The sequence below is a fragment of the Okeanomitos corallinicola TIOX110 genome (genome assembly GCF_038050375.1).
Classification (GTDB): Bacteria; Cyanobacteriota; Cyanobacteriia; order Cyanobacteriales; family Nostocaceae; genus Okeanomitos; species Okeanomitos corallinicola.
The window spans coordinates 1,502,438-1,529,372 of record NZ_CP150886.1 but is presented as its reverse complement, the minus strand read 5'-3'; the positions used below and the strand labels follow the sequence as shown (position 1 = coordinate 1,529,372).

General features: G+C 34.8%; 22 protein-coding genes. 13 read left to right on the top strand and 9 right to left on the bottom strand.

The window, feature by feature from the left end:
* Positions 1-173 precede the first annotated feature (173 nt).
* The 9 genes from hepC (at position 174) to WJM97_RS06600 (ending at position 11,075) form a co-directional block, all read left to right on the top strand.
* Positions 174-914, top strand: coding sequence for a heterocyst development glycosyltransferase HepC (gene hepC / locus WJM97_RS06640; RefSeq protein WP_353932253.1), 741 nt, complete (start codon positions 174-176; stop codon positions 912-914).
* A gap of 131 nt (positions 915-1,045) precedes the next feature.
* A complete protein-coding gene (locus WJM97_RS06635) occupies positions 1,046-1,990 on the top strand; it encodes a hypothetical protein (protein WP_353932252.1) in 945 nt (314 codons plus the stop codon).
* A gap of 153 nt (positions 1,991-2,143) precedes the next feature.
* Entirely contained in the window at positions 2,144-3,973 is a 1,830-nt protein-coding gene (gene hepA / locus WJM97_RS06630) for a heterocyst formation ABC transporter subunit HepA (RefSeq protein WP_353932251.1), read from the top strand.
* Positions 3,974-4,027: 54 nt separating this feature from the next.
* Complete coding sequence (locus WJM97_RS06625) at positions 4,028-5,194, top strand: glycosyltransferase (RefSeq protein ID WP_353932250.1); 1,167 nt, start codon at positions 4,028-4,030, stop codon at positions 5,192-5,194.
* A 97-nt stretch (positions 5,195-5,291) separates the two neighbouring features.
* A complete protein-coding gene (locus WJM97_RS06620; RefSeq protein WP_353933120.1) occupies positions 5,292-6,278 on the top strand; it encodes a glycosyltransferase family 2 protein in 987 nt (328 codons plus the stop codon).
* A 51-nt stretch (positions 6,279-6,329) separates the two neighbouring features.
* Positions 6,330-7,532 (top strand): glycosyltransferase family 4 protein, encoded by a 1,203-nt coding sequence (locus WJM97_RS06615; RefSeq protein WP_353932249.1) that lies wholly within the window; start codon positions 6,330-6,332, stop codon positions 7,530-7,532.
* A complete protein-coding gene (locus tag WJM97_RS06610) occupies positions 7,450-8,397 on the top strand; it encodes a glycosyltransferase (protein WP_353932248.1) in 948 nt (315 codons plus the stop codon). Before WJM97_RS06615 ends, WJM97_RS06610 begins: the two co-directional genes overlap by 83 nt.
* 59 nt (positions 8,398-8,456) lie before the next feature.
* Complete coding sequence (locus WJM97_RS06605; RefSeq protein WP_353932247.1) at positions 8,457-9,890, top strand: O-antigen ligase domain-containing protein; 1,434 nt, start codon at positions 8,457-8,459, stop codon at positions 9,888-9,890.
* A gap of 306 nt (positions 9,891-10,196) precedes the next feature.
* A complete protein-coding gene (locus tag WJM97_RS06600) occupies positions 10,197-11,075 on the top strand; it encodes an aspartoacylase (RefSeq protein ID WP_353932246.1) in 879 nt (292 codons plus the stop codon).
* 41 nt (positions 11,076-11,116) lie between these two features.
* On the opposite strand, the gene WJM97_RS06595 is transcribed toward WJM97_RS06600, so the two are convergent.
* The 3 genes from WJM97_RS06595 to WJM97_RS06585 form a co-directional block, all read right to left on the bottom strand.
* Positions 11,117-12,229, bottom strand: coding sequence for a glycosyltransferase family 4 protein (locus WJM97_RS06595; protein WP_353932245.1), 1,113 nt, complete (start codon positions 12,227-12,229; stop codon positions 11,117-11,119).
* Positions 12,230-12,309: 80 nt separating this feature from the next.
* Positions 12,310-13,089, bottom strand: a complete 780-nt coding sequence (locus tag WJM97_RS06590; protein WP_353932244.1) for a PIG-L family deacetylase — start codon at positions 13,087-13,089, stop codon at positions 12,310-12,312.
* Positions 13,090-13,397: 308 nt separating this feature from the next.
* Positions 13,398-15,608, bottom strand: coding sequence for a hypothetical protein (locus WJM97_RS06585; RefSeq protein WP_353932243.1), 2,211 nt, complete (start codon positions 15,606-15,608; stop codon positions 13,398-13,400).
* A gap of 520 nt (positions 15,609-16,128) precedes the next feature.
* Here WJM97_RS06585 and WJM97_RS06580 point away from each other — a divergent pair.
* Both WJM97_RS06580 and WJM97_RS06575 read left to right on the top strand, forming a co-directional pair.
* On the top strand, positions 16,129-17,304 hold the full coding sequence (locus tag WJM97_RS06580; protein WP_353932242.1) for a glycosyltransferase family 4 protein: 1,176 nt from the start codon (positions 16,129-16,131) through the stop codon (positions 17,302-17,304).
* A gap of 53 nt (positions 17,305-17,357) precedes the next feature.
* A complete protein-coding gene (locus tag WJM97_RS06575) occupies positions 17,358-18,506 on the top strand; it encodes a glycosyltransferase (protein ID WP_353932241.1) in 1,149 nt (382 codons plus the stop codon).
* A 5-nt stretch (positions 18,507-18,511) separates the two neighbouring features.
* Here the strand turns inward: WJM97_RS06575 and WJM97_RS06570 are convergent, their stop codons facing one another.
* Complete coding sequence (locus tag WJM97_RS06570; RefSeq protein ID WP_353932240.1) at positions 18,512-19,117, bottom strand: Uma2 family endonuclease; 606 nt, start codon at positions 19,115-19,117, stop codon at positions 18,512-18,514.
* An 86-nt stretch (positions 19,118-19,203) separates the two neighbouring features.
* On the bottom strand, positions 19,204-22,086 hold the full coding sequence (ileS, locus tag WJM97_RS06565) for an isoleucine--tRNA ligase (RefSeq protein ID WP_353932239.1): 2,883 nt from the start codon (positions 22,084-22,086) through the stop codon (positions 19,204-19,206).
* A gap of 165 nt (positions 22,087-22,251) precedes the next feature.
* Here ileS and WJM97_RS06560 point away from each other — a divergent pair, with 165 nt between their 5' ends.
* Together WJM97_RS06560 and WJM97_RS06555 are read left to right on the top strand one after the other, a co-directional pair.
* Positions 22,252-22,506, top strand: coding sequence for a hypothetical protein (locus tag WJM97_RS06560; RefSeq protein WP_353932238.1), 255 nt, complete (start codon positions 22,252-22,254; stop codon positions 22,504-22,506).
* Positions 22,496-22,873: a type II toxin-antitoxin system RelE/ParE family toxin gene (locus WJM97_RS06555; RefSeq protein ID WP_353932237.1), complete on the top strand. Its 378-nt coding sequence runs from the start codon at positions 22,496-22,498 to the stop codon at positions 22,871-22,873. Before WJM97_RS06560 ends, WJM97_RS06555 begins: the two co-directional genes overlap by 11 nt.
* On the opposite strand, the gene WJM97_RS06550 is transcribed toward WJM97_RS06555, so the two are convergent.
* The 4 genes from WJM97_RS06550 to WJM97_RS06535 all read right to left on the bottom strand — a co-directional run bounded on the left by WJM97_RS06550 (position 22,785) and on the right by WJM97_RS06535 (position 26,718).
* Positions 22,785-23,390, bottom strand: a complete 606-nt coding sequence (locus WJM97_RS06550; RefSeq protein WP_353932236.1) for a hypothetical protein — start codon at positions 23,388-23,390, stop codon at positions 22,785-22,787. The two genes, WJM97_RS06555 and WJM97_RS06550, sit on opposite strands and share 89 nt — an antisense overlap.
* 16 nt (positions 23,391-23,406) lie before the next feature.
* A complete protein-coding gene (locus WJM97_RS06545) occupies positions 23,407-24,330 on the bottom strand; it encodes an AAA family ATPase (protein ID WP_353932235.1) in 924 nt (307 codons plus the stop codon).
* A 197-nt stretch (positions 24,331-24,527) separates the two neighbouring features.
* Positions 24,528-25,070, bottom strand: a complete 543-nt coding sequence (locus WJM97_RS06540; protein ID WP_353932234.1) for a transposase — start codon at positions 25,068-25,070, stop codon at positions 24,528-24,530.
* A 286-nt stretch (positions 25,071-25,356) separates the two neighbouring features.
* Entirely contained in the window at positions 25,357-26,718 is a 1,362-nt protein-coding gene (locus tag WJM97_RS06535; RefSeq protein ID WP_353932233.1) for an NAD(P)/FAD-dependent oxidoreductase, read from the bottom strand.
* Between the last annotated feature and the right edge of the window lie 217 nt (positions 26,719-26,935).

Genomic DNA, 26,935 nt, shown 5'->3' with positions numbered 1-26,935 from the left:
TACATCTGAGCAGAGACAACACCAATCACCATAACTCTGCATCCTTTTGAATTGCTGCTTGCTTAATTATTCCCACTGATTTCTGTATATCTTCATACTTACAGAAATGCACAAATCAACCTGAATTTTTATTTTCAGATCAGTCATTAGCTATCGTCTAAATTTTCAGACTTATGACAATTTCAATTGTACCTAACTTACAAGAACACAACACTATTTCCCAGCAGCCCCAAAATTTTCATCCTCAAAACTTTACACTCTACTGGCGCAGAGGTCAACTTTTAGTAAAGTCTTCTAAAAATGCACAAATACCATATTTACCTTTAGAAAATAAACAATTATTAATTGAGTGTTTACAACATTCTCCCATTAATTTAGTAACCATAGATCCAAAACTAGGTGATGCTGCACTAAAGTTTTGGCTTGATGCCTGTCAAAAGGCAAATAAACCCATATATATTAGTCCATCTGCTAGAAATAATCGCCCAAAATCAAGTAACAAATTTTTCAAATTTATCCAACCAGTAATTCATCCCATATTGGCATTAATTTTACTAATCTTGGTAAGTCCTTTAATGTTGATATTGACGCTAATGATATTATCAAACGGTTCAATATCTTTGTTTTCTTATCAATGGCAAATCGGGGAGAGAGGGAAAATTTTTCCTATGATTAATTTTTGTACAACTGGAAAACATAATCAATCCACATTATTAGGATTATGGATGTCTAAATATCATCTAAATCACCTACCTAGACTATTTAATATCTTGCGTGGGGAAATGAAATTAATTGGATCTAATAACCTCTGTTTAGAAGATGTAATTAAATTTAGTTCGACAACAGAAAGCATTCCAGTGAATGGCATAAATCAAGTGATAAAATCCTGGCATATCAAAGCTAAATTATCATAGCTAAAAATCAACACATACTAGGATGAAAATATATTTATCCTAGTATATTTTTTTGATTAAGGCTTTAATTATTTCCTGTTTTGATAATTTTAACTGGGAATTATGTACCTAATTTTAAAATCATTAATGTCATGCGTACAGCAATTTGTACTGTTTTTGAAAAAGACTACCACTACGGAGTGGGAGCATTAGTAAACTCCCTATATCAGAAAGGTTTTAGAGGGGTATTTTGGGCAGGATATCGTGGTAATTTACCACCTTGGGCTAGAGATATTCAAGTAAAAAATGAGTATCAAGAATTCTCCATAGCCGAAGATTGTGTAATTAGATTTGTACAGATCAAAACTTGGAAACATTTAGGTTTTTATAAACCTGATTTTATGTCTCTATTATGGGAAAAATACTGCCCGGATGTTGATGCTTTATTTTATTTCGATCCTGATATTGTCAATAAGTGTCGGTGGGATTTTTATGAAAATTGGGTAAGTCGAGGCATTGCACTTTGTGGTGATTCTTGGTATTTAGTTCCGGCAAATCATCCTAAACGTTTAGCATGGAAAGAATTCGCTGAAAATAATGGTTTTGTGTGTGAGCGTGAATTAAATTATCACTATAACAGTGGGTTTATTGGTGTCCATAAAAGCTGTAAATCTATCCTGACACTTTGGCAGAAATTAGAAGAAATAGGGGAAATAGCAGGATATACAAATTTAGAAGATTTGTATGCTGATAATTCCTTTCACAATTCCCCATATCTTTATGGAGATCAGACATATTTAAATTTAGCATTAATGCTAACAAAATGCCCTTTAACAACCGTTGGGCCTGATGGCATGGATTTTATTCCTGGTGGAACTATCATGTCTCATGCCACTGTACCTCATGTTAAACCCTGGCGTAAAAAATTGATGCTCAGTGCTTTAGAAGGTAATCCTCCTACTATTACTGATAAATTATATTGGCAACATAGCCAAGCACCAATTCAACTTTATTCAAAAGCAAAGTTAATTGGGCAAAAATTAGAAATTATGTTTGGATCTGCTGTTGGACGTTTTATTCGTCGTTCTCCAATGTAAGTAAATCAAATTACCTGTAATTGAAGAATTCAGAATATAAAATTAAATGGGAATTACCAAATTATGACTTTAATTTAAGTTTCCATATTCTGAACCTTCATCTTTTTATCAGGACTACTAGATTGAGTTTTTTAATTAACCTAACTGCCGCTTATGTATCTCAAATTTTCTCGATTAATATTAAAGATTTTCAAAACTACCAACTTTTGGAAAAATAATCATTTAATTATCCGAGAATTTAAACACTTTCGGTTAATAGCTGTTTTAGCTATAGTTTTTTCTGTTTTAGCCGCTAGTTTTGAAGGTTTTGGTTTAGGTTTTTTATTAGTCTTCCTACAAAGCTTAACTACTCCTAATGCTGAACCAGTGAAAACAGGAATTGACTGGTTTGATATTTTGATTTTAGGTGTTAATAAATCAACGCTAGAGCGCTTATATAGAGTATCGGCTCTGATTGTTATCACTACTTGTATGCGAGCAGTATTTAACTATGTAAGTTCTTTTTGCGTACAAAATAGTGAGGTCAATTTAGTACATCATCTCCGTAAAAGTATCTTTGAACAGTTAGCGGCTCAAAATCTGAGTTATTTTGGCAAAAAAAGTTCTGGAGAATTAATTAATACTCTCACCAATGAAATGGAGAGAATTAGACAAATTGTTGGGGGTATATCTTTTTTAACCACCAGAGGTTTAACTCTGATAGTTTATTCGGTTTCTTTATTTGTTTTATCCTGGCAACTCTCAATAGTTTCGATTTTATTATTTAGTCTTTTAGCGGTAGGATTATCAACCTTAAACAAAAAGATTAGAGAACGTAGTTTTGCTATTACTAAAACTAATGATAATTTTACCGCTAGGGCATTAGAGTTTATCGAAGGTATCCGTACAGTTCATGCCTATTCTACTCAAGAATTTGAACAGCAAAGATATTATCAAGCCAGTGGCAATATAGTAAAGGCTTGGAAGAGAGTTTATTGGGTTTCCTTATCTGTTAGGCCTTTAGCTGAGAGTTTATCTACTTTAATTCTGATTACGATGATTTGTGTGGCACTGGTAACAGGATTAATGGAAGTTTCGACTTTATTAACTTTCTTCTTTGTATTGTTTCGACTTGTGCCAATGACTCAAGATTTAAATGGAGTCATAGCTTTTTTAAGTACCCAAGCTGGTGCTGTAGAAAATATAAAAGATTTGCTCAAAACCGAAGATAAAACCTATTTTCAAAATGGTCATCTTCAATTTGCAGGCTTAAAGCGAGTTATAGATATTATCGCTGTTAATTTTGGTTATGAGCCTAATCATCTTGTCCTCAAGGATATTACCTTAACAATTGAAAAAGGGAAAATGGTTGCTTTAGTTGGTGCATCTGGGGGTGGTAAAACTACACTTGCAGATTTAATTGCTAGATTTTATGAGCCAAGAGATGGAAAAATTCTCATAGATGGGGTAAATTTGAAAAAGTTTGATATTAGCTCTCTCCGTCGGAGAATGGCGATAGTTAGCCAAAAAACTTTTATCTTCAATACCTCCATTCGCAACAACATTTCCTATGGCACATTAGCAGCAACTGAGGCAGAAATTATAGAAGCTGCACGCCTGGCAAATGCTCTAGAATTTATTGACAAATTACCTCAAGGTTTGGATACCATCATTGGTGCTGATGGTGTGCAATTATCTGGAGGACAACAACAAAGAATTGCTATTGCTCGGGCATTGGTAAGAGATCCAGAAATTCTAATTTTAGATGAACCAACCAGTGCTTTAGATGCAATTACAGAACAGGTAATTCAAGAGTTGTTAGATAAATTTACCGTCGGCAAAACAGTAATTGTCATTGCCCATCGTCTTTCTACAATTGCTAAAGCAGATAAGGTTGTTGTTTTGGAACAAGGGCAAGTTGTAGAGCAGGGAACATATCAAGATTTATTAGAACAGCGTGGTAAATTTTGGCAATATTATCAAGTCCAAAATGAAGTCAGATAAAAACAAACTTGGTGTACTACTAAATAATCTTCAACCATCAAAATAGACAATAGTATGATTAGTGATCAATTAGCTAATTTTAATGACCGAATCTATTTTTTCTGTTTACCTAGAACAGATGTTGAGGGAGGTGATCAGTTTCAACATTTGTTTATTTGTTTAGCAGAAGGTTTGCGAGAACTAGGCATATCATTTTTTTCCAATATTAATTATTGGCAAGAATCACCAAATACTCAGGAATATCTGTTTCGTCATTCTCCAGATATAACTCCTAATGATTGTTCAATAGTAGTATTTAGTCATAACTGGTTCAATAGTAATCATGCTCTGCCTAAAAATTTATTTCACAAGCAGCGCAAATATTTAACTGTTTACTTGGATGGTAATGATAATGATCAAGACTATAATCAATACCCTGAGTATAAACAGTTTGATTTTATTTTCAGAACTCATTACAATCGGCACTTAAAATATCCAAAAAACTTCTATCCCTGGAATTTTGGACTAAGCAATCGCATCTTGCAAGAATTGATAGAACTACCAAACTTTCAGGATAGGAAAAAACAGATTTTAATAAATTTCCGACACTGGAAAACAGGTCATCCAGTGAGAAATATTAGCTCTAGCTTATTAATGCCAAAAATCAGTAAGTTGTTGGAAATTAATAATAGTGTTGATAATAAAGCTAACTATTCTCAAGAGCCATATCATTTTTTACATTGGCAACAGACTGGTGCAAGGCACTATCCCAGTTACTACCAACGGTTAAAAAATTCGGCGGCTTGTGCTTGTTTTGGTGGTTTTTTTGTACCTTCTTGGCCTAATAATTCTGGCAGTTTAGTTAATCGTAATCTCCAAAGAGTTTTAACTAAGTTGAGGTTAAAGTCAAATACTGTTATTCAGTGGGATAGTTGGCGGTTATGGGAGTCTTTGGCGGCTGGATGTGCTACTTTCCATGTAGATTTTGATAAATATGGTGTTTATTTACCTACAATGCCTGAAAATTGGCGACATTATATTGGCATAGATTTAGATCATCTTCCAGCAGCAGTAGATAGAATAGCCGATGATCCAGAAATTCTGGAAAGAATTGCTTTAGAAGGTCGTAAGTGGGCAATTGAAAATTATAGTCCCGTGCCAACAGCATTACGGTTTTTAGAGACAATTTATCAACAAAAGCTTACCCATAAAACTGAAGTTAATAGTTTGTTGAATGTATGATAATTTCTTGCCATCATGGCATTTTATAAATTATCTATTTTTCTATGATTCAGGGAATCTGCATCACAAAAATTATCTGATATAGCGAGTTGTGATGATGTCTATCAATGCTAATTTATCTGAACCACTGGTAAGTGTTATTATTCCTACTTATAACCGCCCAGAATATCTCAAACAGGCAATTTATAGTGCAGTTAATCAGACTTATCAAAACCTAGAAATTATTGTTTCTGATAATTGCAGTTCTACAAATCCTCAACATTTGATAGAATCTTTTGCTGATCCACGAATTAAATTTTGGCAACATCCAGAAAATGTGGGAATGCTCAAAAATCAGATGAATGCCTTTCAAATGGCTAGGGGTAAATATGTCGCCAGTCTCCATGATGATGATATGTGGTCTCAAAATTTTTTAGCTAAACTAATCCCCCATTTGGAAGCAAATTCTAATTTAATTCTGGCTTTTTCTGATCAATATATTATTGACAGTAAGGGTAAAATTGATGCTTCTACAACTGAGGAATTCTCGCGGTTTTATAAACGTAATCAGTTAGCTTCTGGAGTTTATGAAGATTTCCAAAAAATTGGCTTAGTTGATAAAAGTATACCCACAGCTTCAGCTTGTGTAATTCGTAATGGTTTAATTGACTGGGATGGTGTTCCTTCAGAAGTTGGGGGAATGTGGGATTTATATATTACTTACTTGTGTTGTATTACCGGGTATGGTTTATATTATGATTCAGAAAAATTAACCTATTATCGTAACCATGAGCAAACCGACACTAATATGAGTGGTAGACGCAATATCAAAACCAAAATTCGTAATGCTAAAAGTGCCATTTTCTGTTATCAAATTTTTATGAATAATCCACAGATACGGAAGTTTCATCCACATTTTAGAAAACTTTGGTTAGAAGCACATACAACTTTAGGTATTGGCTTAATGCGCGATCAAAAAAATCTTGATGCCCGTTCTTTATTTTGGCAAGCACTACAAGAACAAAAGTTTAATTTACGGACTTTAGCAGCATTACTGCTTAGTTTTATACCCACTAAGTTAACTAATAAATTACTGGGTACTTGATAATTAATTATTTGACAAGTATTTTATTAATTTACAAGGGAGATTTGATAGATGAAAATCTGTATTGTTACTCACAAAATCAAAAAAGGTGATGGTCAAGGGCGAGTAAATTATGAGGTGGCTTTAGAAGCAATCCGTCGCGGTTATCACTTAACACTGTTAGCTAGTGAAGTAGCACCTGAGTTAAAAGAAAATAGTTTAGTCAATTGGATTCCCATTTCTATAGATGGATATCCTACAGAATTTCTGCGGAATATTATCTTTGCTCAAAAAAGTGGTAACTGGTTAAATAAATATCGTCATAAATTTGATGTAATTAAAGTGAACGGGGCAATTACTAGAGGTGCTACTGATGTAAATGCTGTACATTTTGTTCATAGTTCTTGGTGGAAATCCCCTGTACATATTTCCCGTGAACATAAGAATTTATATGGTTTATATCAGTGGTTATATACTGCCATTAATTCCTATTGGGAAAAACGGGCTTTTTCTCAGACTAAAGTAGTAGTTGCTGTATCAAATAGAGTAGCAAATGAATTAGTTGACATTGGTGTTCCTCGTGATAAAATTCATGTTATTGCTAATGGTGTTGACTTAAAAGAATTTTCTCCAGGTGTCGCTTCTCGTCAACAATTAGGTTTACCAGAAAATGTTACTTTAGCTATGTTTGCGGGAGATATTCGGATCTCTCGAAAAAACTTAGATACCGTACTTCATGCTTTGGTAAAAGTTCCCGATTTACATTTAGCAGTTGTTGGTGAAACTAAAGATAGTCCCTATCCTCAAAAGGTTGAAAAATTAAAATTAAGTGATCGGGTTCATTTTTTAGGTTATCGCCGTGATATGCCAAAACTTCATCAGGCATCAGATTTTTTTGTGTTTCCTTCCCGTTATGAACCCTTTGGATTAGTAGTAATTGAAGCAATGGCTTGCGGTTTACCGGTAATTACTGCCAGAACTACTGGTGCTGCGGATTTAATCACTCCAGCTTGTGGAATTGTTTTACCTGAATGTGACGATGTTGATGCTTTAGCTGATGCTTTGAAATTATTAAATGGCGATCGCACCCTACGTCAACAAATGGGTAAAGTGGCTCGTACTATTTCTGAACAACATAGCTGGATAAATATGGCACAAACCTATATCAATTTATTTGAAGAGTTAAGCAAAAATGAGGAACACAGTTCTCATCCCCACCTATCGCCGTCCTCAAGATTTATCACGCTGTCTGTTAGCTCTACAAGCTCAAACTAAACCCGTTGATCAAGTAATTGTCACAGTCAGAGATACCGATGAAGCAACTTGGCAATTTTTAAACGGCTTTCATCCTCATAACTTACCCTTACAAATTGTCACAGTTACTCAACCAGGAGTAGTAGCGGCGCTCAATGCTGGACTAGCAGCGGTGAAGGGAGATATAGTTTCCATCACTGATGATGATGCTGCTCCCCATATTGACTGGCTAGAAAAAATTACTGCTCATTTTCTCAGCGATAGTTGCATAGGTGCAGTGGGTGGCCGTGATTGGGTATATCAAGGTGAAAAAATAGAGGATGGTTCTTCTACCTTAGTAGGGCGTTTACAGTGGTTTGGGCGAGTAATTGGCAATCATCATTTAGGAGTAGGAAAACCCCGCGAAGTTGATATTCTCAAGGGCGTAAATATGAGTTTTCGCACCCAAGCCATAGATAAATTAAAGTTTGATCAAAGAATGCGTGGTACTGGCGCACAAGTTCACTTTGAAATGGCATTTACCCTAACTCTCAAACGCAGCGGTTGGAAAATTATTTATGATCCTAATGTAGCAGTAGATCATTATCCAGCCCAACGGTTTGATGAAGATCAACGCCAAAGTTTTAATGATATTGCCTTTACTAATTTAGTTCATAATGAAACTTTAGCTTTGTTAGAGCATCTCTCATTTTTCCAGCGCATAATCTTTATATTCTGGGCGATATTTATAGGCACAAGAGAAAGTTTTGGCATAATTCAATGGCTGAGATTATTCCCCAATCAAGGCACAATTGCCACCAAAAAATTACAAGCATCATTACAGGGACGTTGGCAAGGATGGCAAACATACAGCAAGGAACAGGGAACAGGTTTAAAACTCTCTTAGTGTACAGATTTTGAGATTAATTAAAAAACCATTACCCATTACCCATTACCTAAAATAGTATGTTTTATAAACAAATACTTTTCAATAGTTTTTTACAATCTACCTATTCTCCAAAAGACCGAGCCGCACAAGCTTGGATAGTAATTGTGGGATTTATTTTACTCACAGTAACTTGTTATTTTGGTGGTGGTGCTTCCTTATTACGTCTGATCTTTCCTGCTACGTCTTTGTTAGTAGGAGTATTTTTATATTTACGTCATCCCATTCTTTATATTGGCTTTACTTGGTGGATTTGGTTTCTGACACCATTACTAGCTCGTTTAGTTGATTACCGCATTGGTTGGGACCCCACACGTCAGATTCTCCTTGCTCCTTATTTGGTAGTTTTTATTACTATTGCCTCTTTTATGAAACACCTTCCTAGTGCTGTTAATAAAGGAGGATTACCTTTTGTTTTAGCTGCCATAGGAGTGGTTTATGGTTGTTTTGTAGGGTTAATTTTTAATCAGCCAATCCCAGTTATTCGTGGTTTTTTAGATTGGATGAGTCCGATTATTTTCGCCTTTCATTTATTTATGAATTGGCGAGACTATCCCAGTTATCGCCAGCATTTTCAGCGTGTATTTATCTGGTCAGTATTAATTTTAGGAGCTTATGGAATCTGTCAATTTGTTATTGCTCCTGAGTGGGATAAATACTGGCTAATAGAATCAAAGATGTTCACCAGTGCCGGAGATCCCGTACCTTTTGGCATCCGAGTTTGGAGTACACTACACTCACCTGGACCCTTTGGTACTGTTATGCAAACAGGTCTACTATTATTATTTAGTAGTTCTGGCCCTTTAATTTTTCCAGCTTCAGCCGTTGGTTATTTATCATTTTTACTTTCCCAGGTGCGGACAAGTTGGGGTGGTTGGTTGTTGGGGATAATTCTAATTTTAACTTCAGTCAAAGCCCAGATTCAAATGCGCTTAATTATGATCATCTTAGTGATGACTATGTGCGTAATTCCCTTAACAACAATTGAACCTATTTCTGAAGTTGTGACCACTCGCTTAGAAAGTTTTTCTAATCTTGAAGAAGATGGTAGTTTCAAGGATAGATCAAAAACCTATAATCGTAATCTTAATTTAGCCCTTTCTACTGGTCTTGGTAATGGTTTAGGGAATATCTGGAAAGTGAATGAAGAAACGGGACAAATTGAAGTTGTGGTTATTGATAGTGGCATTTTAGATATATTTTTTACTCTGGGTTGGTTTGGTGCAATACCTTACGTGGGTGGTTTAATATTAATGCTAATTAGTGTAAGTAGCTACACTGAAGGTAAGTTTGATAGCTTTGTAAGTGCGGCTCGTGCTATTGGGATTAGTTCCTGCGCTCAGTTGATTATTTATAGTGGAATGTTAAGCGTGTCAGGTATGATTATGTGGGGATTTTTAGCTATGGCTATGGCAGCACATAAATATTATCGTCATCAAGGAATGAGAATGTAATATTATCTCCTTGGGAACACTAATCATATCCTCGATGTTAATGTCACCAAAAAAGTTTGTAATTAGTAATTAGTCAGCGATAATTGATGTATCTGTTCAGAATTTAGTACAGCATAGAAAACTAGATTTATTTTATAAATCACAAAAATCTCGATTTCTTAGTGAATTCGGGATTTTCAAGCATAATAAGATATAATTATTTTTAAGTTTTATTCACAAAATGATTTTAATTAAATAATTGATGTTTTGCACAATTAATGATATTTTAATCTGGTTTTGTCTAAGTTTTTTCTAGATGAGGGAATCATGAATCAAATTAACCAGGTAGCAATTGTTGGCGGCAGTCATGGTAATGAATTAATCGGCGTTTATCTGGTCAAAAAGTTTCAAAAATATCCAGATTTAATTAAAAGAACTGGCTATAAAACCGTATCTTTACTGGGTAATCCTCAAGCTATTAATGCGGGCAGAAGATACATTGACAGAGATTTAAACCGTTGTTTTACAGGCACTAATTTACCAGATGGCGAAACTTCTATTTATGAAGAAATAAGAGCTAGGGAAATTCAAACAATTTTACAACCCCAAGGTCAAGCATCTGTAGATGTGATTATTGATTTACATACTACTACTGCCAATATGGGGTTATGTATTATTCTTGGTAATATGCACCCTATTTTACTTAATTTAGCTGCTCATTTGAGTACCATTAATCCTTTAGTCAAAGTCTATATCCATGAGCAACCAAGAAATAGCGGTTTTCTTCGCTCATTGAGTGAATTGGGTTTTGCAATAGAAGTGGGTGCTGTAGCTCAAGGTATTTTAGATGCGGAACTATTTCAACATACGGAGCAAATTATTTATGCAGCATTAGATTATTTGGAACAGTTTAACCAAGGTAAAATTAACGAAAATATAAATACACTAACACTTTATAAATCTATTAGTACAGTTGATTATCCTAGAGATGAAAATGGAGAAATTCAAGCTATGATTCATCCCCAATTGCAATTTAGAGATTATCAACCGCTGCATCCTGGTAATCCTCTATTTCTGACTTTTGATGATCAAGAGATTTTATATGAGGGAGAATCTACAGTTTATCCTATTTTTATTAATGAAGCGGCTTATTATGAAAAAGGGATTGCAATGTATTTTAGTCAGAAACAGGTAATTGATATATAGTAAAGAGTAAATCTGGTAGATGTATCTGTATTTAATTATGATTATTTACCTATTACTAATTCTCTGGTTTGCATAGGTGTAATGACGTTATATTTTCTGCTGAATTCGTGGTAAACATCTAAAGTTTCGTCACTAACTCGTTGAACGCTAAATCTTTCTAAATTTTGTTGAGCGCGAATTTTCCATGTTTGTAATTGTTGAGGATTATTGAGTAATTCTGTCAAAGTATTAGCTAAAGTTTGACTATCTTTAGGTGGTACTAAAATCCCGGCTTGACGATGATCTAAAGTTTCAGGAATACCATCTACATCACTGGCAATAATTGCACAACCGGCTTCTCTTGCTTCTGTCAGAACTAAACCAAATGATTCACAGTGGGAAGCGAGAACAAAGATGTCTGTTGATAACATATACCGTTGGGGTTCTGGTTGAAAACCCTCAAAATGGATATTTTGGCTGAGGTTGCCAAGGTTTTTAACTATGCTTTCAAATACAGAACGATCTGGTCCATCTCCTACTAGATAAAGATGGGCTTGGGGAAAGTTTTTATTAATGATTTGGAAGGCTTCAATTAATTCAATAATGCCTTTACGGGTGTACATTCCTGCTACAGTAGTTATGGCTGGATGATGTAGTTTTATGGGTTGATAATCTTGGATGTTTTTATGTCGAGGACTGCCTAACGTTCCGTTAGCAACTACACGCAATTTTTGGGCGGGAATACCACGACGAATCATAGAATCTGCAACTGCATGACTAACAGCAATTACCCGATCTGCTAATCCCATTAAAACGGCACTACGTTGAAATTCATTATGTACGGTGGCAACTAAATTATAGTGATAATTATTTCTAAAAACTCCTGCTAGTACAACCCCTGTCATCATGTGGGTATGAACAATATCTGGCTGAAATTCTTTGATAATTTGCTGATATGTCCAAGCTACTTTGATCATGTTTAACGGTGTACGGGATTGGTTTAATTTAAAGTGTTTAATCCCATGATTTCCTAATAGTTGTTCATATTCTCCACCGGAAGAAGCAAAGGCGACATCCAGACCTTTTTTTGCTTGTAAACAAGCTAAATCTACGGCAACATTGACAATGCCATTACCAATTTTTTGAACGTGGTTAGTAATGTGTAGAATTCGCATTTCTTTTTTCTCAGTAACAATTTATTTTAAAATTTATACACTAAAGATATATGAAACTGACATTATTTATAGCAAGTAAATTACTTACTATTAAAAAATATCTCTTCTGCACCTAAAAAGCGTTTAATAAAGCCAACTGGCAAGGCTTGTGTTTGAGAAGCATAGGTAGCGATCGCTTGTTTTTTCTTTGCTTGAACTGAGGTAATTGATAAGCGATATGCGGCGGCAATATCTTTTAATTTTAACATAATAAATAATGGCGCTCTCCAGAATACCCAAATAGGATATTGTAGGAGTTCTACCTTGATTTCTGATTGAGCGATCGCCTCTTTAACTAAGTAAAATGTAGCTTCATGATCTCTATGACAATCTTTATGATGAGGTACATAAACTTCTCCTGGTTGATATTGTTTTAATAGTTCAGAAATATGATTAATAAGTTTTTGCTTTTCCACTGGATTTAAATTTGCTAAACTTCCATCTTGCTGATCTAGAAAATAAATTTCTGAAGGCTGCACACCTAAGATATCTAAAGCTTTTAATGATTCTTCCCTACGAATTTTAATAATTTGATTTTGTAGATTCTGATCTACACCATGTGAACCTCTGCCATCAGTTAAAAATGTAATAACTACATTTATTCCTTGTTCCCGTTTCTGGGCTATCATTCCACCACAGCCAAAAGTTTCATCATCTTGATGAGGAGAAAAAACCATTGCTGATCTATTACTAAACTCCCAAGGTTGACTTCCCCAGCGTAAAATAAATTGAGAAAGCAAATGACAATGAAGATTTTGAATTCTATGTAATAAATGAAGAGGAATGACTGTTTGTAATTTCATCAAAATTGCTTTTTGCATATTTCCTGATCAACATACCTGTAGTGTTTTGAAAATGTTACAGCTTGTAGACTAAAAATATCTTATAGCCATTGCTGTAATTAATTATCATCATAATTATCTGGGAGCTTTAATATTTATTTTTTTGGTAAAATACCTCTAATAATATGAAGATTATTGTTGCATTTCAAATCAAATCTAAAATTAGATAATCAGTCTATTTCACAAATAAAAAGAGTAAAGGTATTTATTTTTTGCCCTTACTCTGAGAAAGATATACAAATATTATGCAATTTTTAAAAACCTACTTGTATAAATTTCAAGTATGATTAAATTGGTAAACGATAAACCAGCACTTTACCTTTTAAATTTTCCTCTACAAATACTAAATATTCACCATTAGCACGACGAAAAGCACGAATACCATAGGGAATATCAACCCAACCACTTTCTTGGCCGACTTCTACACCGGGAGCAAACTTATATACGAGTTTTCCTGTGGTGGCTTTATAAACATAAACCTCCGCAGTTTTTACTGTGACTGCAAATACATAATCCCCTGCTACACTCATAGCTGCGGTCATAATTTCTCGTTTACCAGTAGTGTCATAAGGAACTACAGTTCGCCATTTAGGAGTACGATTTCCTTGACTCCAATTATCAAATCTAGCAATTTCTGAGCCGATAACTTTAGCATCATCACCAATGGAAGGATGATCAAAAGTAAAACCTGATAAATACATCGTATCTGTGTCCGGAAAATATTCAATTCTTCGCAAATCTCTAAAGATGCTAGGAGTCTTTTCTTTTTCCATAGAACGATAGGTATAAATGGGATTTCCTTTGTTATCTAATCCCTGGAAAGGATAATGACGAATCCCATCTTCAGTTCTCAAAGTTTTCCAAACATCACCTTTATTATCTACCCACCAACCCCCTATATAGGGATAATCTTTACTGCTTTCATATTCATTTTGCTCAAATCCACCATTACCATTTTTATCTCGCCATATCCATTCACCTTGAGTTGGTTGATATGGTGGCCAATTACCATTTATCGCCTTACCTTGCTCATTTGTACCTACAAACAATCCCGCAGGAATAGCAATTTTACCATCTGTTTTTGGTTGAAAACGATAAATTTGTAATTTGCTCCCAAACATATCTGTTAAAAATAAAAATGGGCGACCTTGAATACGACGGAAAAAAGTCCCATCAGCTATTATATGTAAACGAGGATCTTGAGGATATTTAAAAGGATTGAGTGTGTAGGCTTTATAAGTCCATTGTTTACCTGCTGGTTTACTATAATCCATCAAATATTGTTCATGTTTTGTGAAAAGATTGACACCATCACTTTCAGGATCAGTATCAGCATTATCCATAAATGTTAAACCCAGAAGTTGCCATTCTAGTTTTCCAGATGAAGAGAATTTTCTTAAATCTGTTCCTGATGTATTAAAGCCATTATTATTAATGTATAAATTGCCTTTTTGATCTGCCCCAACTGCTGTAATTCCGTATAATTTTAACTTGTCTACTTCCCCAGGGATACCGCTGTAAATACCGTTTTCAACACCAAAAGTTCGTACTTTCACTGGTCTATTTTTGATATTATAAATTAGTACCTGTTGGCGGATACCATTTTCTGCTACTAATAATTTATCTTTTTGATAGAGAGAAATAGCTGTAGGATCAACAATGTCTACAATTGCTTGGGGTAATTTTTTACCACTTTGATCATAATGGGATACTTTGCCATCTTTATAACCTTTTTTATTTTCGATAATCCATAAAGTCCCAGATGAATCAATAACTATTCCACCAGGATTATTAACATAAAAACTACCTAGTTTTGTCATTGTTTCTGTATTAAATACAAGAACACTATTAGCATCTGCGTTACTAACAAATAATTTATTACCTGTAGTTGCTAACCCAGTAACTTCACTTTTTTCACTGATAATTAACATACTTTTATCCCAGCCATTTCCATTAGGAAAAGGTACAGGTTTTCCTGCTAAATTATAACGTCTCACAGAGTACCAAGTTTTACCATCAGGAGGATAACCTTTTTGATTACTCATTCCTCCCTGACTCATAGCAAGATAAATATATTTACTATTAGCTGTTACCGCTTTTCCTCCTAAACGATGCCAACCATGGGTATCTTCTAAAGAAGCAATGATTTTTCCATCCTGATATATTCCTGCTTCTGTTCCTGCTTCATCCCATTTACTATTGGTGTAAATTTTACCGTTTTCGGTTACATACATTCCCTCAATATTGTTTTGTACCCGTAATTTTCCCTTCCCAATGGTGTTACCAACCCAAGAAGTTTGATAAGTTAATTTCGGTGCTGTAGCAGTTTTTGTTTCTGTTGTAGCCTGATTCATAGCCATTCCTATAAATGTGACTACTAAAGCACAGGTGAAACCAAGTAAAATTTTGAACACTATTTTCTTACGCCAATATCTATTTTGTACTAACTTATTAATTAGTTGATCAGATTTTTTGGCAAGTCTCTGAAGTGGTGACATAAATCTATATTTCTATTTTTTCTATCTAATAGCTATAATTAAACTGCACAAATACTTGTGATGATTATTAGTCATCCATAAATTAACAAATATGAATATCGAATGTCACGCAATTTTACCAAAGCTTTATCTAAAAAATATATCTTTCATATTTAACTATTCAGGTTCACAGATATTTTATAAAGCTGGAAATTTGCTTTTTATCGAGTTGATTATGATACATAGAGAATCTAATTTTAATCCTGAAGATGGATTTCAATATTGATTGAAACAGAAATAATAAGTAAATATATGTTCATTTAAAGTAAAATATATTATGAGTATAAAATATCTCAGCTAAAAATGATTGTTAAAATATTTGCTTTTGTACACCAGTAAAATGACCGTATATAAAAACTAGAATTTAAAACCTTACTGATTTATGATTTTTTAGCTGAATTCAAAAATTAGTTATTTAATTTTTCAGCATCATTAAGCAGTCCAATAATTTTGATTATGTATAAGATGAGGAGATAGTTCAGTGGAAGAAAAACACAAAAAATTACCATCAAATCCGGCATCTATCCTGACGGTAGGTACAGGTTGGTTTCCTAAAACACCAGGAGGTTTGGAAAGATATATTTATGAACTTACTAATAAATTAGCTCTGAATAATGATAGGGTAGAATTATGTGGTGTTGATTTACCTGAAGGACAAAATACACTAATTAAACTAAATAATTTAGCATCTCCAGATAGTCCTATTTGGCAAAGATTATGGAAGATTAGAAATAACTTTCAGAAAATTAAATTAGAACAAATAGACGCTATTAATCTACATTTTGCATTATATAGCTTTCCGATTTTAGATTTGTTGCCTAAACACGTACCAATTACCTTTAATTTTCATGGGCCTTGGGCTTGTGAAAGTCAAGAGGAAGTAGTCAATAAAAAGTTAAGTCTTTGGATCAAAAAGCAGTTTATAGAACAAAATACTTATAATAGATGCGATCGCTTTATTGTTCTCAGTCAAGCTTTTGGTAATATTTTACATCAACAATATCAAGTCCCTTGGAATAAAATTTATCTAATTCCCGGTGGTGTAGATATTAATCATTTTAATAATAATTTATCTCGGATGCAAGCTAGAAAAAACTTAAATTGGCCAACTGATAAATACACATTATTTACATCCCGTCGTTTGGTTCATCGTGTGGGAATTGATAAATTATTGGTAGCAATAGCTAAAATTAAAACCATAATTCCTGATATTTGGTTAGCTATTGCTGGTCGTGGACATATCCAAAATTTACTAGAAGCACAAGTTAAAGAATTAGGACTAGAAAATAATGTTAAATTCTTAGGTTTTCTCCCAGATGAACAATTACCAATTGCCTACCAAGCCGCTGATTTAACTGTAATGCCTAGTCAATCTTTTGAAGGTTTTGGATTAGCAATTGTAGAATCTTTAGCGTCTGGTACTCCAGTTTTATGTACACCTGTGGGGGGAATGCCAGAGATTTTACAAAGATTTTCACCAGATTTAATTACTAAATCTATTACCGTTGATAGTATTGCTGATAAATTAGAACAAATAGGATTAGGTAAAATCCCCTTACCCACTAGAGAAGAATGTCGTAATTATGCAGTTAAAAATTATGATTGGAATCATATTTCTCAACAGGTAAGACGGGTACTTTTGGCTATAAAAGATTGATTTTTGAACGCGGATGGACGCAGATAAACGCAGATTGAATCATAGGATTATTTATGAAGTTTTTGTTTTTGGATCAGAGTGGTAAACTTGGTGGTGCTGAGTTGTGCTTATTAGATATTGTTAAACCTTATGCTAATAGTTGTTTGGTTGGTTTGTTTGCAGATGGTGATTTTAGAAAGTTACTAGAAACAAATCATATTCCGGTGGAGGTTTTAACAACTCAAGGAATTAAAGTTAATAAACAAAGTGGTTTATTTTCAGCGTTAGCTAGTTTGGGACAAATTACACCTTTAATTTATCGAGTAGTTCAACTCGCCAGGAAATATGATGTAATTTATGCTAATACTCAAAAAGCTTTAGTTGTCGGTGCAATAGCAAGTTTATTTTCTCGTCGTCCGCTAGTTTATCATTTACATGATATTCTCTCTTTAGAACATTTTAGTAAAACTAATTTGCGAGTTGCTATGACTTTAATTAATAACTTTGCATCTTTAGTTATTGCTAATTCCCAAGCTAGTAAAACTGCATTTATCGAAGCTGGAGGAAACCCGAATATAATTGAAGTTGTTTATAATGGTTTTGAAGCAGATAATTATCAAGTTGATGAATTTGAAGTTATCAAAATCAGGGAAGAATTAGGGATAAATGATAAATTTGTGGTGGGACATTTTAGCCGTCTTTCTCCTTGGAAGGGACAACATATTTTAATTGATGCTTTGGTTAAATGTCCTGAAAATGTAAATGTGATTTTGGTGGGTGATGCTTTATTTGGTGAAGATGAATATGTGCAGGAGTTACATCAAAAGGTGTCTGCATTAGGTTTAGAAAAACGGGTGAAATTTTTAGGTTTTCGTGATGATATTCCTCTATTAATGTCAGCTTGTAATTTAGTTGCACATACTTCTATCGCACCTGAACCTTTCGGAAGGGTAATTGTGGAAGCAATGCTATGTGGTAAAGCTGTGGTTGCTGCTAAGGCTGGGGGTGCTGTAGAATTAGTTGAAGATGGTATGAATGGTTTTTTAGTTACACCGAATAATCCGCAAGAATTAGCGCAAGTTATTAATAATTGTGTTGATGAAAAGGTTAGTATTTTAGATATCGGTTTTTATGGAAGATTAGATGCTAGTCAGCGGTTTAATGTAAATAATATTAATCAGCAAATTCAAAATTTACTCAAATCTTTTGCTATTAATAAATAGAGATATTACCAAATATCGTTTAATTCTAAAATGAATCCTAGCAAAATATCTTCACCGTTTAATATTGCAGGGTGATCTAATTCTTCTACATTTTGATTAGGCCGATAAATATATACTTTCTGTTGTTTTCTGTCAATTAACCAAGCTAATTTCACACCATTTTCTATATATTCTGCCATTTTTTCTTGTAATGGTTTTAAACTATCACTGGGAGAACGTAATTCAATTACAAAATCAGGTGCAATAGGAGCAAATTTTTCTTGTTGTTGGGGTGTTAAACTTTGCCAACGTTCTTTTTTTATCCAAGCAACATCAGGAGAACGTACAGCACCATTGGGTAAGGTAAAACCAGCACTAGAAGCAAAACCTACACCTGTACCATCTTGTTTTATCCAATCACCTAATTTACCAATTAAATTAAAATTACGTTGACCTGTTTCTGAATCAGTAGGTAACATAATTAATAAGTCTCTAAATTGGTTGCGTTCTATTCTTAAATCACGATTTAATTGACAAATATGAAAAAATTGCTCATCAGTTATAATGATGCTTGGTGGTATCTTTAGAACTATTGGTAAAGTTTCTGTAACTGTGGGTGTTTGTATTTTCATAGTTTTGATGTATATATTCTTTTTAATAGAAAAATCTGAATCTTTTGTAAGGATTTAGCATTGCTAAACCCCTACATTATATGATATTAAAACTCTCCAGCTAGTGCGGGAACACAACGTTCACACAATAATGGATGTTCTTCTGATTCTCCTACATGAGTGGAATAATTCCAACAGCGATCGCATTTTTCACCGTCTGCTTTTACTACTCCAATTGTCCAATCTTCTGTGGTTGCTGTATATTTCACTTCAGCAGCTTTTGCGGTAGCTACAATTTCTACCTGAGATGCTAGGAATAAATACCGCAACTCATCAATATTATTACCCTTTTCAGGATTGAAAGCTTGAATAGCTTCACGTAACTGTTTATGGGGAATATTTATTAACACCTTCGCTTCCAAAGATGAACCAATCATTTTTTCTATCCGCGCTTGTTCCATCACTTTATTAACATCAGTGCGGAGTGAACGCAGACTATTCCAAAATTCTGCTTCTATTTCGTCTTTTTCCCACTCATCATCAACCTGTACCCAACCAGCTTCAAACACTGATTTAGATGATGTTTGATAGGGGATAAATTGCCAGATATCTTCCGCAGTATGACACAAAACGGGTGCGATCGCTCTAGCTAAATTCTCCAGTGCAATTTGCAAAACAGTTTGACAACTGCGACGACGGAAACTATCAGCAGCACTGATATATAATCTATCCTTCGCAACATCTAAATAAAAGTTTGACAAATCCACAACACAGAAATTCTGTACTGTTTGAAAAAAGCGGAAAAACTGGAAGTTTTCAAAAGCAGTTGTCACCTCATTAAATACCTCACGGATACGGTGCAACATATACTTATCTAAATCTGGTAAATCTTCAAAAGCAACCGCATCTTTTTGAGGATCAAAATCATGCAAACTACCTAATAAAAACCGGGAAGTATTGCGGATTTTATTTCTCACATCAGCTAATTGTTTAATGATGTTATTTCCTAACCGCACATCCCCAGAATAATCAACGGAAGAAACCCACAAACGCAACACATCCGCACCATAAGCAGGTTCTTGTTTTTGGTTTTTACCACCATTAATAATCACATTTGGATCAACCACATTTCCCAACGACTTACTCATTTTTCGTCCATTTTCATCCAAAACGAAACCATGAGTTAAAACCGTTTTATAAGGTGCAATTCCATTCACCGCAACGCTAGTTAATAAAGAAGATTGAAACCATCCCCGATGTTGATCAGAACCTTCCAAATACATATCCACAGGATAACCTAATTCTGGTCTTTGCTTCGCAACAGCAGCCCAAGACGAACCAGAATCAAACCACACATCCATAGTATCTGTACCCCTGCGGTACTTTTTACCATTACTGCGGTAAGGTTCGGGTAACAATTCCTCAACCGACAACTCCCACCAAGCATCAGAACCCTTCTCTGCAATGATAGCTTGAACGTGGTTAATGGTATCTGCATTCAGCAACGCTTCCCCAGTTTCCTCATCATAGAAAACAGGAATAGGAACACCCCAAGTTCGCTGACGAGAGATACACCAGTCAGAACGTTCTGCAACCATCGGTGTAATTCTATTCTTACCTTGTTCGGGAATCCAATCCACAGAAGCGATCGCCTTTAAAGCATCTTCCCTAAATCCTGCCACAGAAGCGAACCATTGTTCAGTAGCGCGGAAAATAGTCGGTTTCTTAGTTCTCCAATCATAGGGATACTTATGTTCATAAGCTTCCTCCTTCAACAAAGAACCCGCTTCCGTCAACGCATCAATAATCGCTTGATTACCGTCACCCAAAACATTCAAGCCAGCAAACTTACCAGCTTCATCCGTAAAATTACCAGCATCATCTACAGGTGCAAGAATTGGCAAACCATAACGCTGTCCAACAATATAATCCTCCTGACCATGACCAGGAGCAGTATGTACCAACCCAGTACCAGAATCAGTAGTGATATAATCGCCACCAACCACCACCGGACTTTCACGGTCAAACAGCGGATGACGGTAAACGCAGTGTTCCAAATCCTGACCAGAGAATTTTGCCTTCACGGTCAACTCAGCATCCAAAACCCCAGCCAACCGTTCCACCAAATCAGCCGCAACTATTAGATACTTGCATTCTCTCCGCGTCTCTGCGTCTCTGCGTGCCACCTCAACAACCGCATAATTTAACGCCCCATTCACAGCCACCGCCAAATTACCGGGTATCGTCCAGGGAGTAGTTGTCCACACAGCCACGCCCAAATCAGGTAATAATGGCTCTAAAATTGATTTTATTTTGTCGGAGACCTTCACTACCGGGAAAGCGGCGTAAATACTCCTAGAAACGTGACCTTCAGGATATTCTAACTCAGCTTCTGCTAAAGCAGTCCGAGAACTAGGACTCCAGTGTACAGGCTTCAAACCGCGATAGATGTAACCTTTTAAGAACATTTGCCCAAATACGCCAATTTGCGCGGCTTCGTATTCCGGTTGTAAGGTTAAATAAGGATTTTCCCAATCACCCCACACACCATAGCGTTTAAAACTTTCCCGTTGTTCATTAACAGTTTTAAGTGCGAATTCTTGCGCTTTTTGACGTAACTGTATGGGTGTGAGGTTTTGCCGTTCTGCGGATTTCATGTTTTGCAGAACTTTTAACTCAATTGGTAATCCGTGACAATCCCATCCTGCAACGTAGCGAACTTTACGCCCGCGTAGGAGTTTGTAACGGTTAATAATATCTTTGAGAATCTTATTTAAAGCATGACCAATATGCAACTGACCGTTAGCGTAGGGTGGTCCGTCGTGCAGTATAAATATTTCGCCTGGGTTTTCTTGAGAGAGGCGAGAATAAATGTTATTTTCTGCCCAGAATTGTTGGATTTCGGGTTCGCGTTTAATTGCGTTTGCCCGCATATCGAATTTAGTTTTGGGGAGGTTAACGGTATCTTTGTATTGTCCGGGTTCAGTCACGGTTTCATGCCTAAGATATGTTTGCAGTTATTTGATCAATTATAGGAGGTGGGATGAGGTAGGTGTACTGGAGTTTTAGATTTTTTAGTTTCACGCAAAGGCGCAAAGGAGCAAAGGCAGAAAGGAAGATATAATTTTGATATGAAGTAACTTAGAAGAAACATCATGACATTAACCTTAAACTTACCACCAGAATTAGAACAGTATTTAACACAGGAAGCACAACAGCAAGGACTTTCTGTGGAAACTTATGCACTGCAACTTATTCAAAAATCTATTTTCCAATTAGAGAACAATTTATCTTTTGAAGAAACACCCACAGAAATTGTCATTGAAGGTATTCATCAGGGAATAAAAGAAGCATTAAGTGGGCAAACTATACCCCTTTCACAAATGTGGGAAGGAATAGATGCAGAATAATAATGAACCACTACCAAGGGAAATTGCTCTTACTCCTCGTTTTCAAAGAGATTTAAGAGAACTGGCTAAACGCTATCGTTCTATTCGTAGTGATATTCAACCTTTAATTGATCAACTACAAGCAGGTGAAATTCCTGGAGATAGAATTGCTGGAATTAAATATCAAGTTTTCAAAGTTCGTATTAAAAATAGTAACATTCAAAAAGGAAAGAGTGGAGGATATAGGGTGATTTATTATTTAAAAACTGCTCAAGGAATTATCCTCACTACGATTTATTCTAAGTCTGATCTGACAGATGTGAATAATGAAATAATTGAACAAGCAATAGCTCAATATGAAGAAGGAAATACAATTCCAGATCAATAAAAATACAAAATTTAACTACTTGAGTAAATTTTTCATTTTCATCTAAAAATTCATCCTCTAGTTTTGGTCTTCTTCTTTTTTCAATAAACTGTATTGTTAACCGATAACCTATTGTTGCAGAAACAATACTTTCTCTCAGTTCTTGTAGATTTTGTTTTTGTGTCGAGATTTTCAAAAATTTTGCAAAAGACTCTAGAGATTTTTTTGTAGGGAAAGACGATTTTAAAAAGTCTAATCCCTCTTCTTTTGAATTTAACTGATCTAATCTTTGTGAAAGTTGAGTATAGTCTAAATTTTCATTTTGATGATTTTTATCAATATCAATAGGTTTGCGAGATGAAATATCTTTCTTTTTAACAGCTTTTGGATAGAAACAATTTACCCTAAGTTGAGCGTTACCTTGCAAAATATCATTTTTTTGCTCATCATTAAATTTTATCCATTGTTTTCTGAATAATTCAATTACTTCCTTTGGAATATCATTGTGATTTTCGTTGTTAACTTGATAATTATCCATAGTATTTTCTATCAATCTAATTAATCAAATATTCAAATTCATCTACCATTTCTTTAAGTTCTTGAGCAATATCTGATGATGAAGCCGCACTTAAAACAACAGGAATTCCCTTTTCCGAAGCCATTGCAAATGTAGTTTGATTTTCTCTAATAAAAGCATCAAATATCTTTAATTTTTGTTCTTTTACAACATTATTCATATATCTTTGATGAGCATTAATCGGTTGCCCAGTATGAACTTTTACCATTGTAAATACTACTCCAATAATTTTAGGATCAATCACTGAAATGTTAGCTTGTTTTGTATAGTAATTATAATCTTCGACAAACTCCTTAACACTTTTCTTTAAATAGGATATTCCTAATGTTGATAAATGGTCTGGTCTTGATGGTATTAAGATGTAATTACTAGCTGCTATAGATGTTTTAGTGACAATGTTGAAATTGGGAGGGCAGTCAATTAAAACAAAGTCATACTGTGATTTTAATTTTTCTAATCCTTGAGAAATTGAACTAAAACAATTTAAGTATCTTGATGCTTGTTCATGTCTGTCAATTCCTCCTGCCAAGATACCAGCAAGTTTCATGTCAATGTTAATTAATTCTAAGTGAGAAGCAATTAAATGTAATGAACCTTTTCCACCCTGTTCTTGTATTTTTTTATTAATTTTACTTATCTTCACCCTCACGTCACCAAATGATTTGGGGTTGGGAATAGACCTTATTAATGAATCAAAAAATGTTTTTAATGTCAATTCTTTTCCTTCAAACCAGTTAAATTGATCGGAAGAATTAAAAAAAGAAAATGTTAAACTGCACTGAGGATCAGCATCAATTAATAACACTCTATATCCTCTACACGCTAATTCCGTTCCCAGATTAGCGGTGATAGTGGTTTTACCAACGCCACCCTTATAGTTAATAATAGATACTACTTTCATACTGAAATCAAGCTGATTTTTGGAAAAGAGATATAGTTAGGTATTAAAACCCATATCGAAATTATACCACTAAGCGTCCGCACATGACAAATGTAGGTTGGGTTGAGGTACGTTCACGAAGTGTGGCGAAGCCATAACCCAACACCAATTATTTATATTTTGATGTTAATGTTGGGTTTCATTTCATTCAACCCAACCTACTCGTTATCAATATTATCATCAAAAATAATATCCTCACTTGCACCCCACATTATGTCATAAATACCTTGACGCACAGCACGATGAAAACTGGAATATTCCCAATCTTTTGGAGCTTTTACTAAACCATGTTTTACCGGATTATAATGAATATATTTAACGTGATTTTGAAAATCTATTTCATCTCTAATTAAATGTTCCCAAAAACGATGTTGCCATACTGCACGTTGTTTTTTATTTTGTCTAGATAAAGATATATTTTCTGGTACAATAGTTTCACATTTACGACTAAAATAACTTTTAATTAAACGCCAACGAGTTGAAAAATTATGATCATGTTCTGGCAATGTCCAAATACAATGGAGATGATCAGGTAAAATAACAATGGCATCTATAATAAATGGATGTTTTTGCATTACATAACTAAAAGCATCTCTTAATAAAGAAACATTTTTTGGGAAACATAATATTTTTTGTCTTTTTTCTGTTACCACTGTAAAAAAGTATGTTCCTCCTTCCACCCTAGCGCGGCGATATTGCATAATGTAAATAACCTTTGAGTAAAGTGATATTTGATGATATTTATTTTACCCCGTAGGTTGGGTTAAGCGAAGCGCAACCCAACATTAATTATGATATAGCACACCCAACATGAATTATAATATCTTGGTTGGTGGTGTTGGGTTTCACTTCGTTCTACCCAAATTACAGACTTTTAAAAAACATCATTAAACCCACCATCTCACACTAATTGGATTTAGTGTTTATCAGGATGATGGGCTTTTTAATAGACCTCAATGTACTGGTAATAGCGACAAATCAACAATCCTAAACCTTGACTGTCTGCTTGGTTTCTGGCGATTCGTATGGAGTATTTGTGTCAACGTCTGGTGTTTCCAAAAAAGCTTCTCTACCTGTAATTAATCGAGAACGACGATTCCGGGTAAGATAATTCCAAGCCCATTGAATGATAACTACAATCTTAGTATCAAACTCAATTAAGAAATAGATGTGAATCAGTAACCAGAATACCCAAGCAAGGAAACCTGTGAGTTTTAAGAAACCTAAATCTACAACTGCTAAATTTTGTCCAATCATTGCCAAACTACCCACATCACTGTAGTGGAATTTGGGCAAACTACGGCCTTGCATACGCAGTTGAATTAGTCCAGCTACATATTCACCTTGTTGTTTAGCTACGGGTGCTACACCGGGTAAAGGTTGACCAGTTTGATGAGAGAAATTAGCTAAATCTCCAATTACGAAAATGTTTTTATAGCCATTAACGGTTAGGTCTGGTTCTACCATGACTCTACCCACGCGATCGCATTCTACACCTGTTTTTTCTGCTAATACTTTCGCCATTGGGGAAGCTTGTACACCAGCAGCCCATAAAATGGTTTTTGCACGCAATTCTTGTACTTGATCGCTTTTTTTGAAGGTGACAATATCGTTAGCAATGTCTGTGACTCTGGTTTGAGTTTGGATCAATACTCCTAACTTTTGCAACGCTTCTGCTGCTGCTTGGGATAACTCTGGGGACATAAAGGGGAGAATACGCTCGCCACCTTGTAATAGTAAAATCTTCGCCTCTGAGGTGTTTATATGGCGGAAATCTTCTCTCAAAGTTTTATAGGCTAATTCGGCGATCGCTCCCGCTAATTCTACCCCTGTTGGACCACCACCCACAATCACAAAAGTCAACAAAGCACGACGTTTTTCCGGATCAGTTTCTTTTTCTGCTGCTTCAAATGCTGAAAATATCTTACGACGCATTTCAATGGCATCTTCTACAGTCTTTAAACCAGGAGCAAATTCTTTCCAGTTATCTTTACCAAAATAAGAATGGTTAGCACCAGTAGCCACAACTAATGTATCGTAAGGTACTATTTGATCATTCAAAATTACTTGTTGAGTTGTTGGATTAATATCTTTTACTTCTCCCAGCAACACTCTTGTATTCTTGCTTTTTCTGAACACAGATCGTAATGGTGAAGAAATATCCGCAGGTGATAAAGTACCTGTGGCAACTTGATATAAAAGTGGCTGAAATAAGTGAAAGTTCCGTTTATCAATCAGAGTAACATTTACATTCGCACCAGCAAGAGCTTTTGCTGTGTACAGTCCACCAAAGCCACCACCAATGATGACAACCTCACGTGGTCGATTCTTCTCTAGTGAAACTACCATAAGAAATATTCCCTTTTGTTAAGAGCCGTGTAATGTTTCTTAACAAATATGTAACAGAATCATAAGCTCGTTTGCCGTCTGTTCAATAACACTTGAAAAAATACTAAAAGTAGCCAAAATTACGAATTTGCAATTCTTAATTTGTAATTCCCCCCTCCTCAGAAATTGTACCTTCTAAATTAGGAATCATAGTCAGGGTTTGCTAAAACAAAAAAAG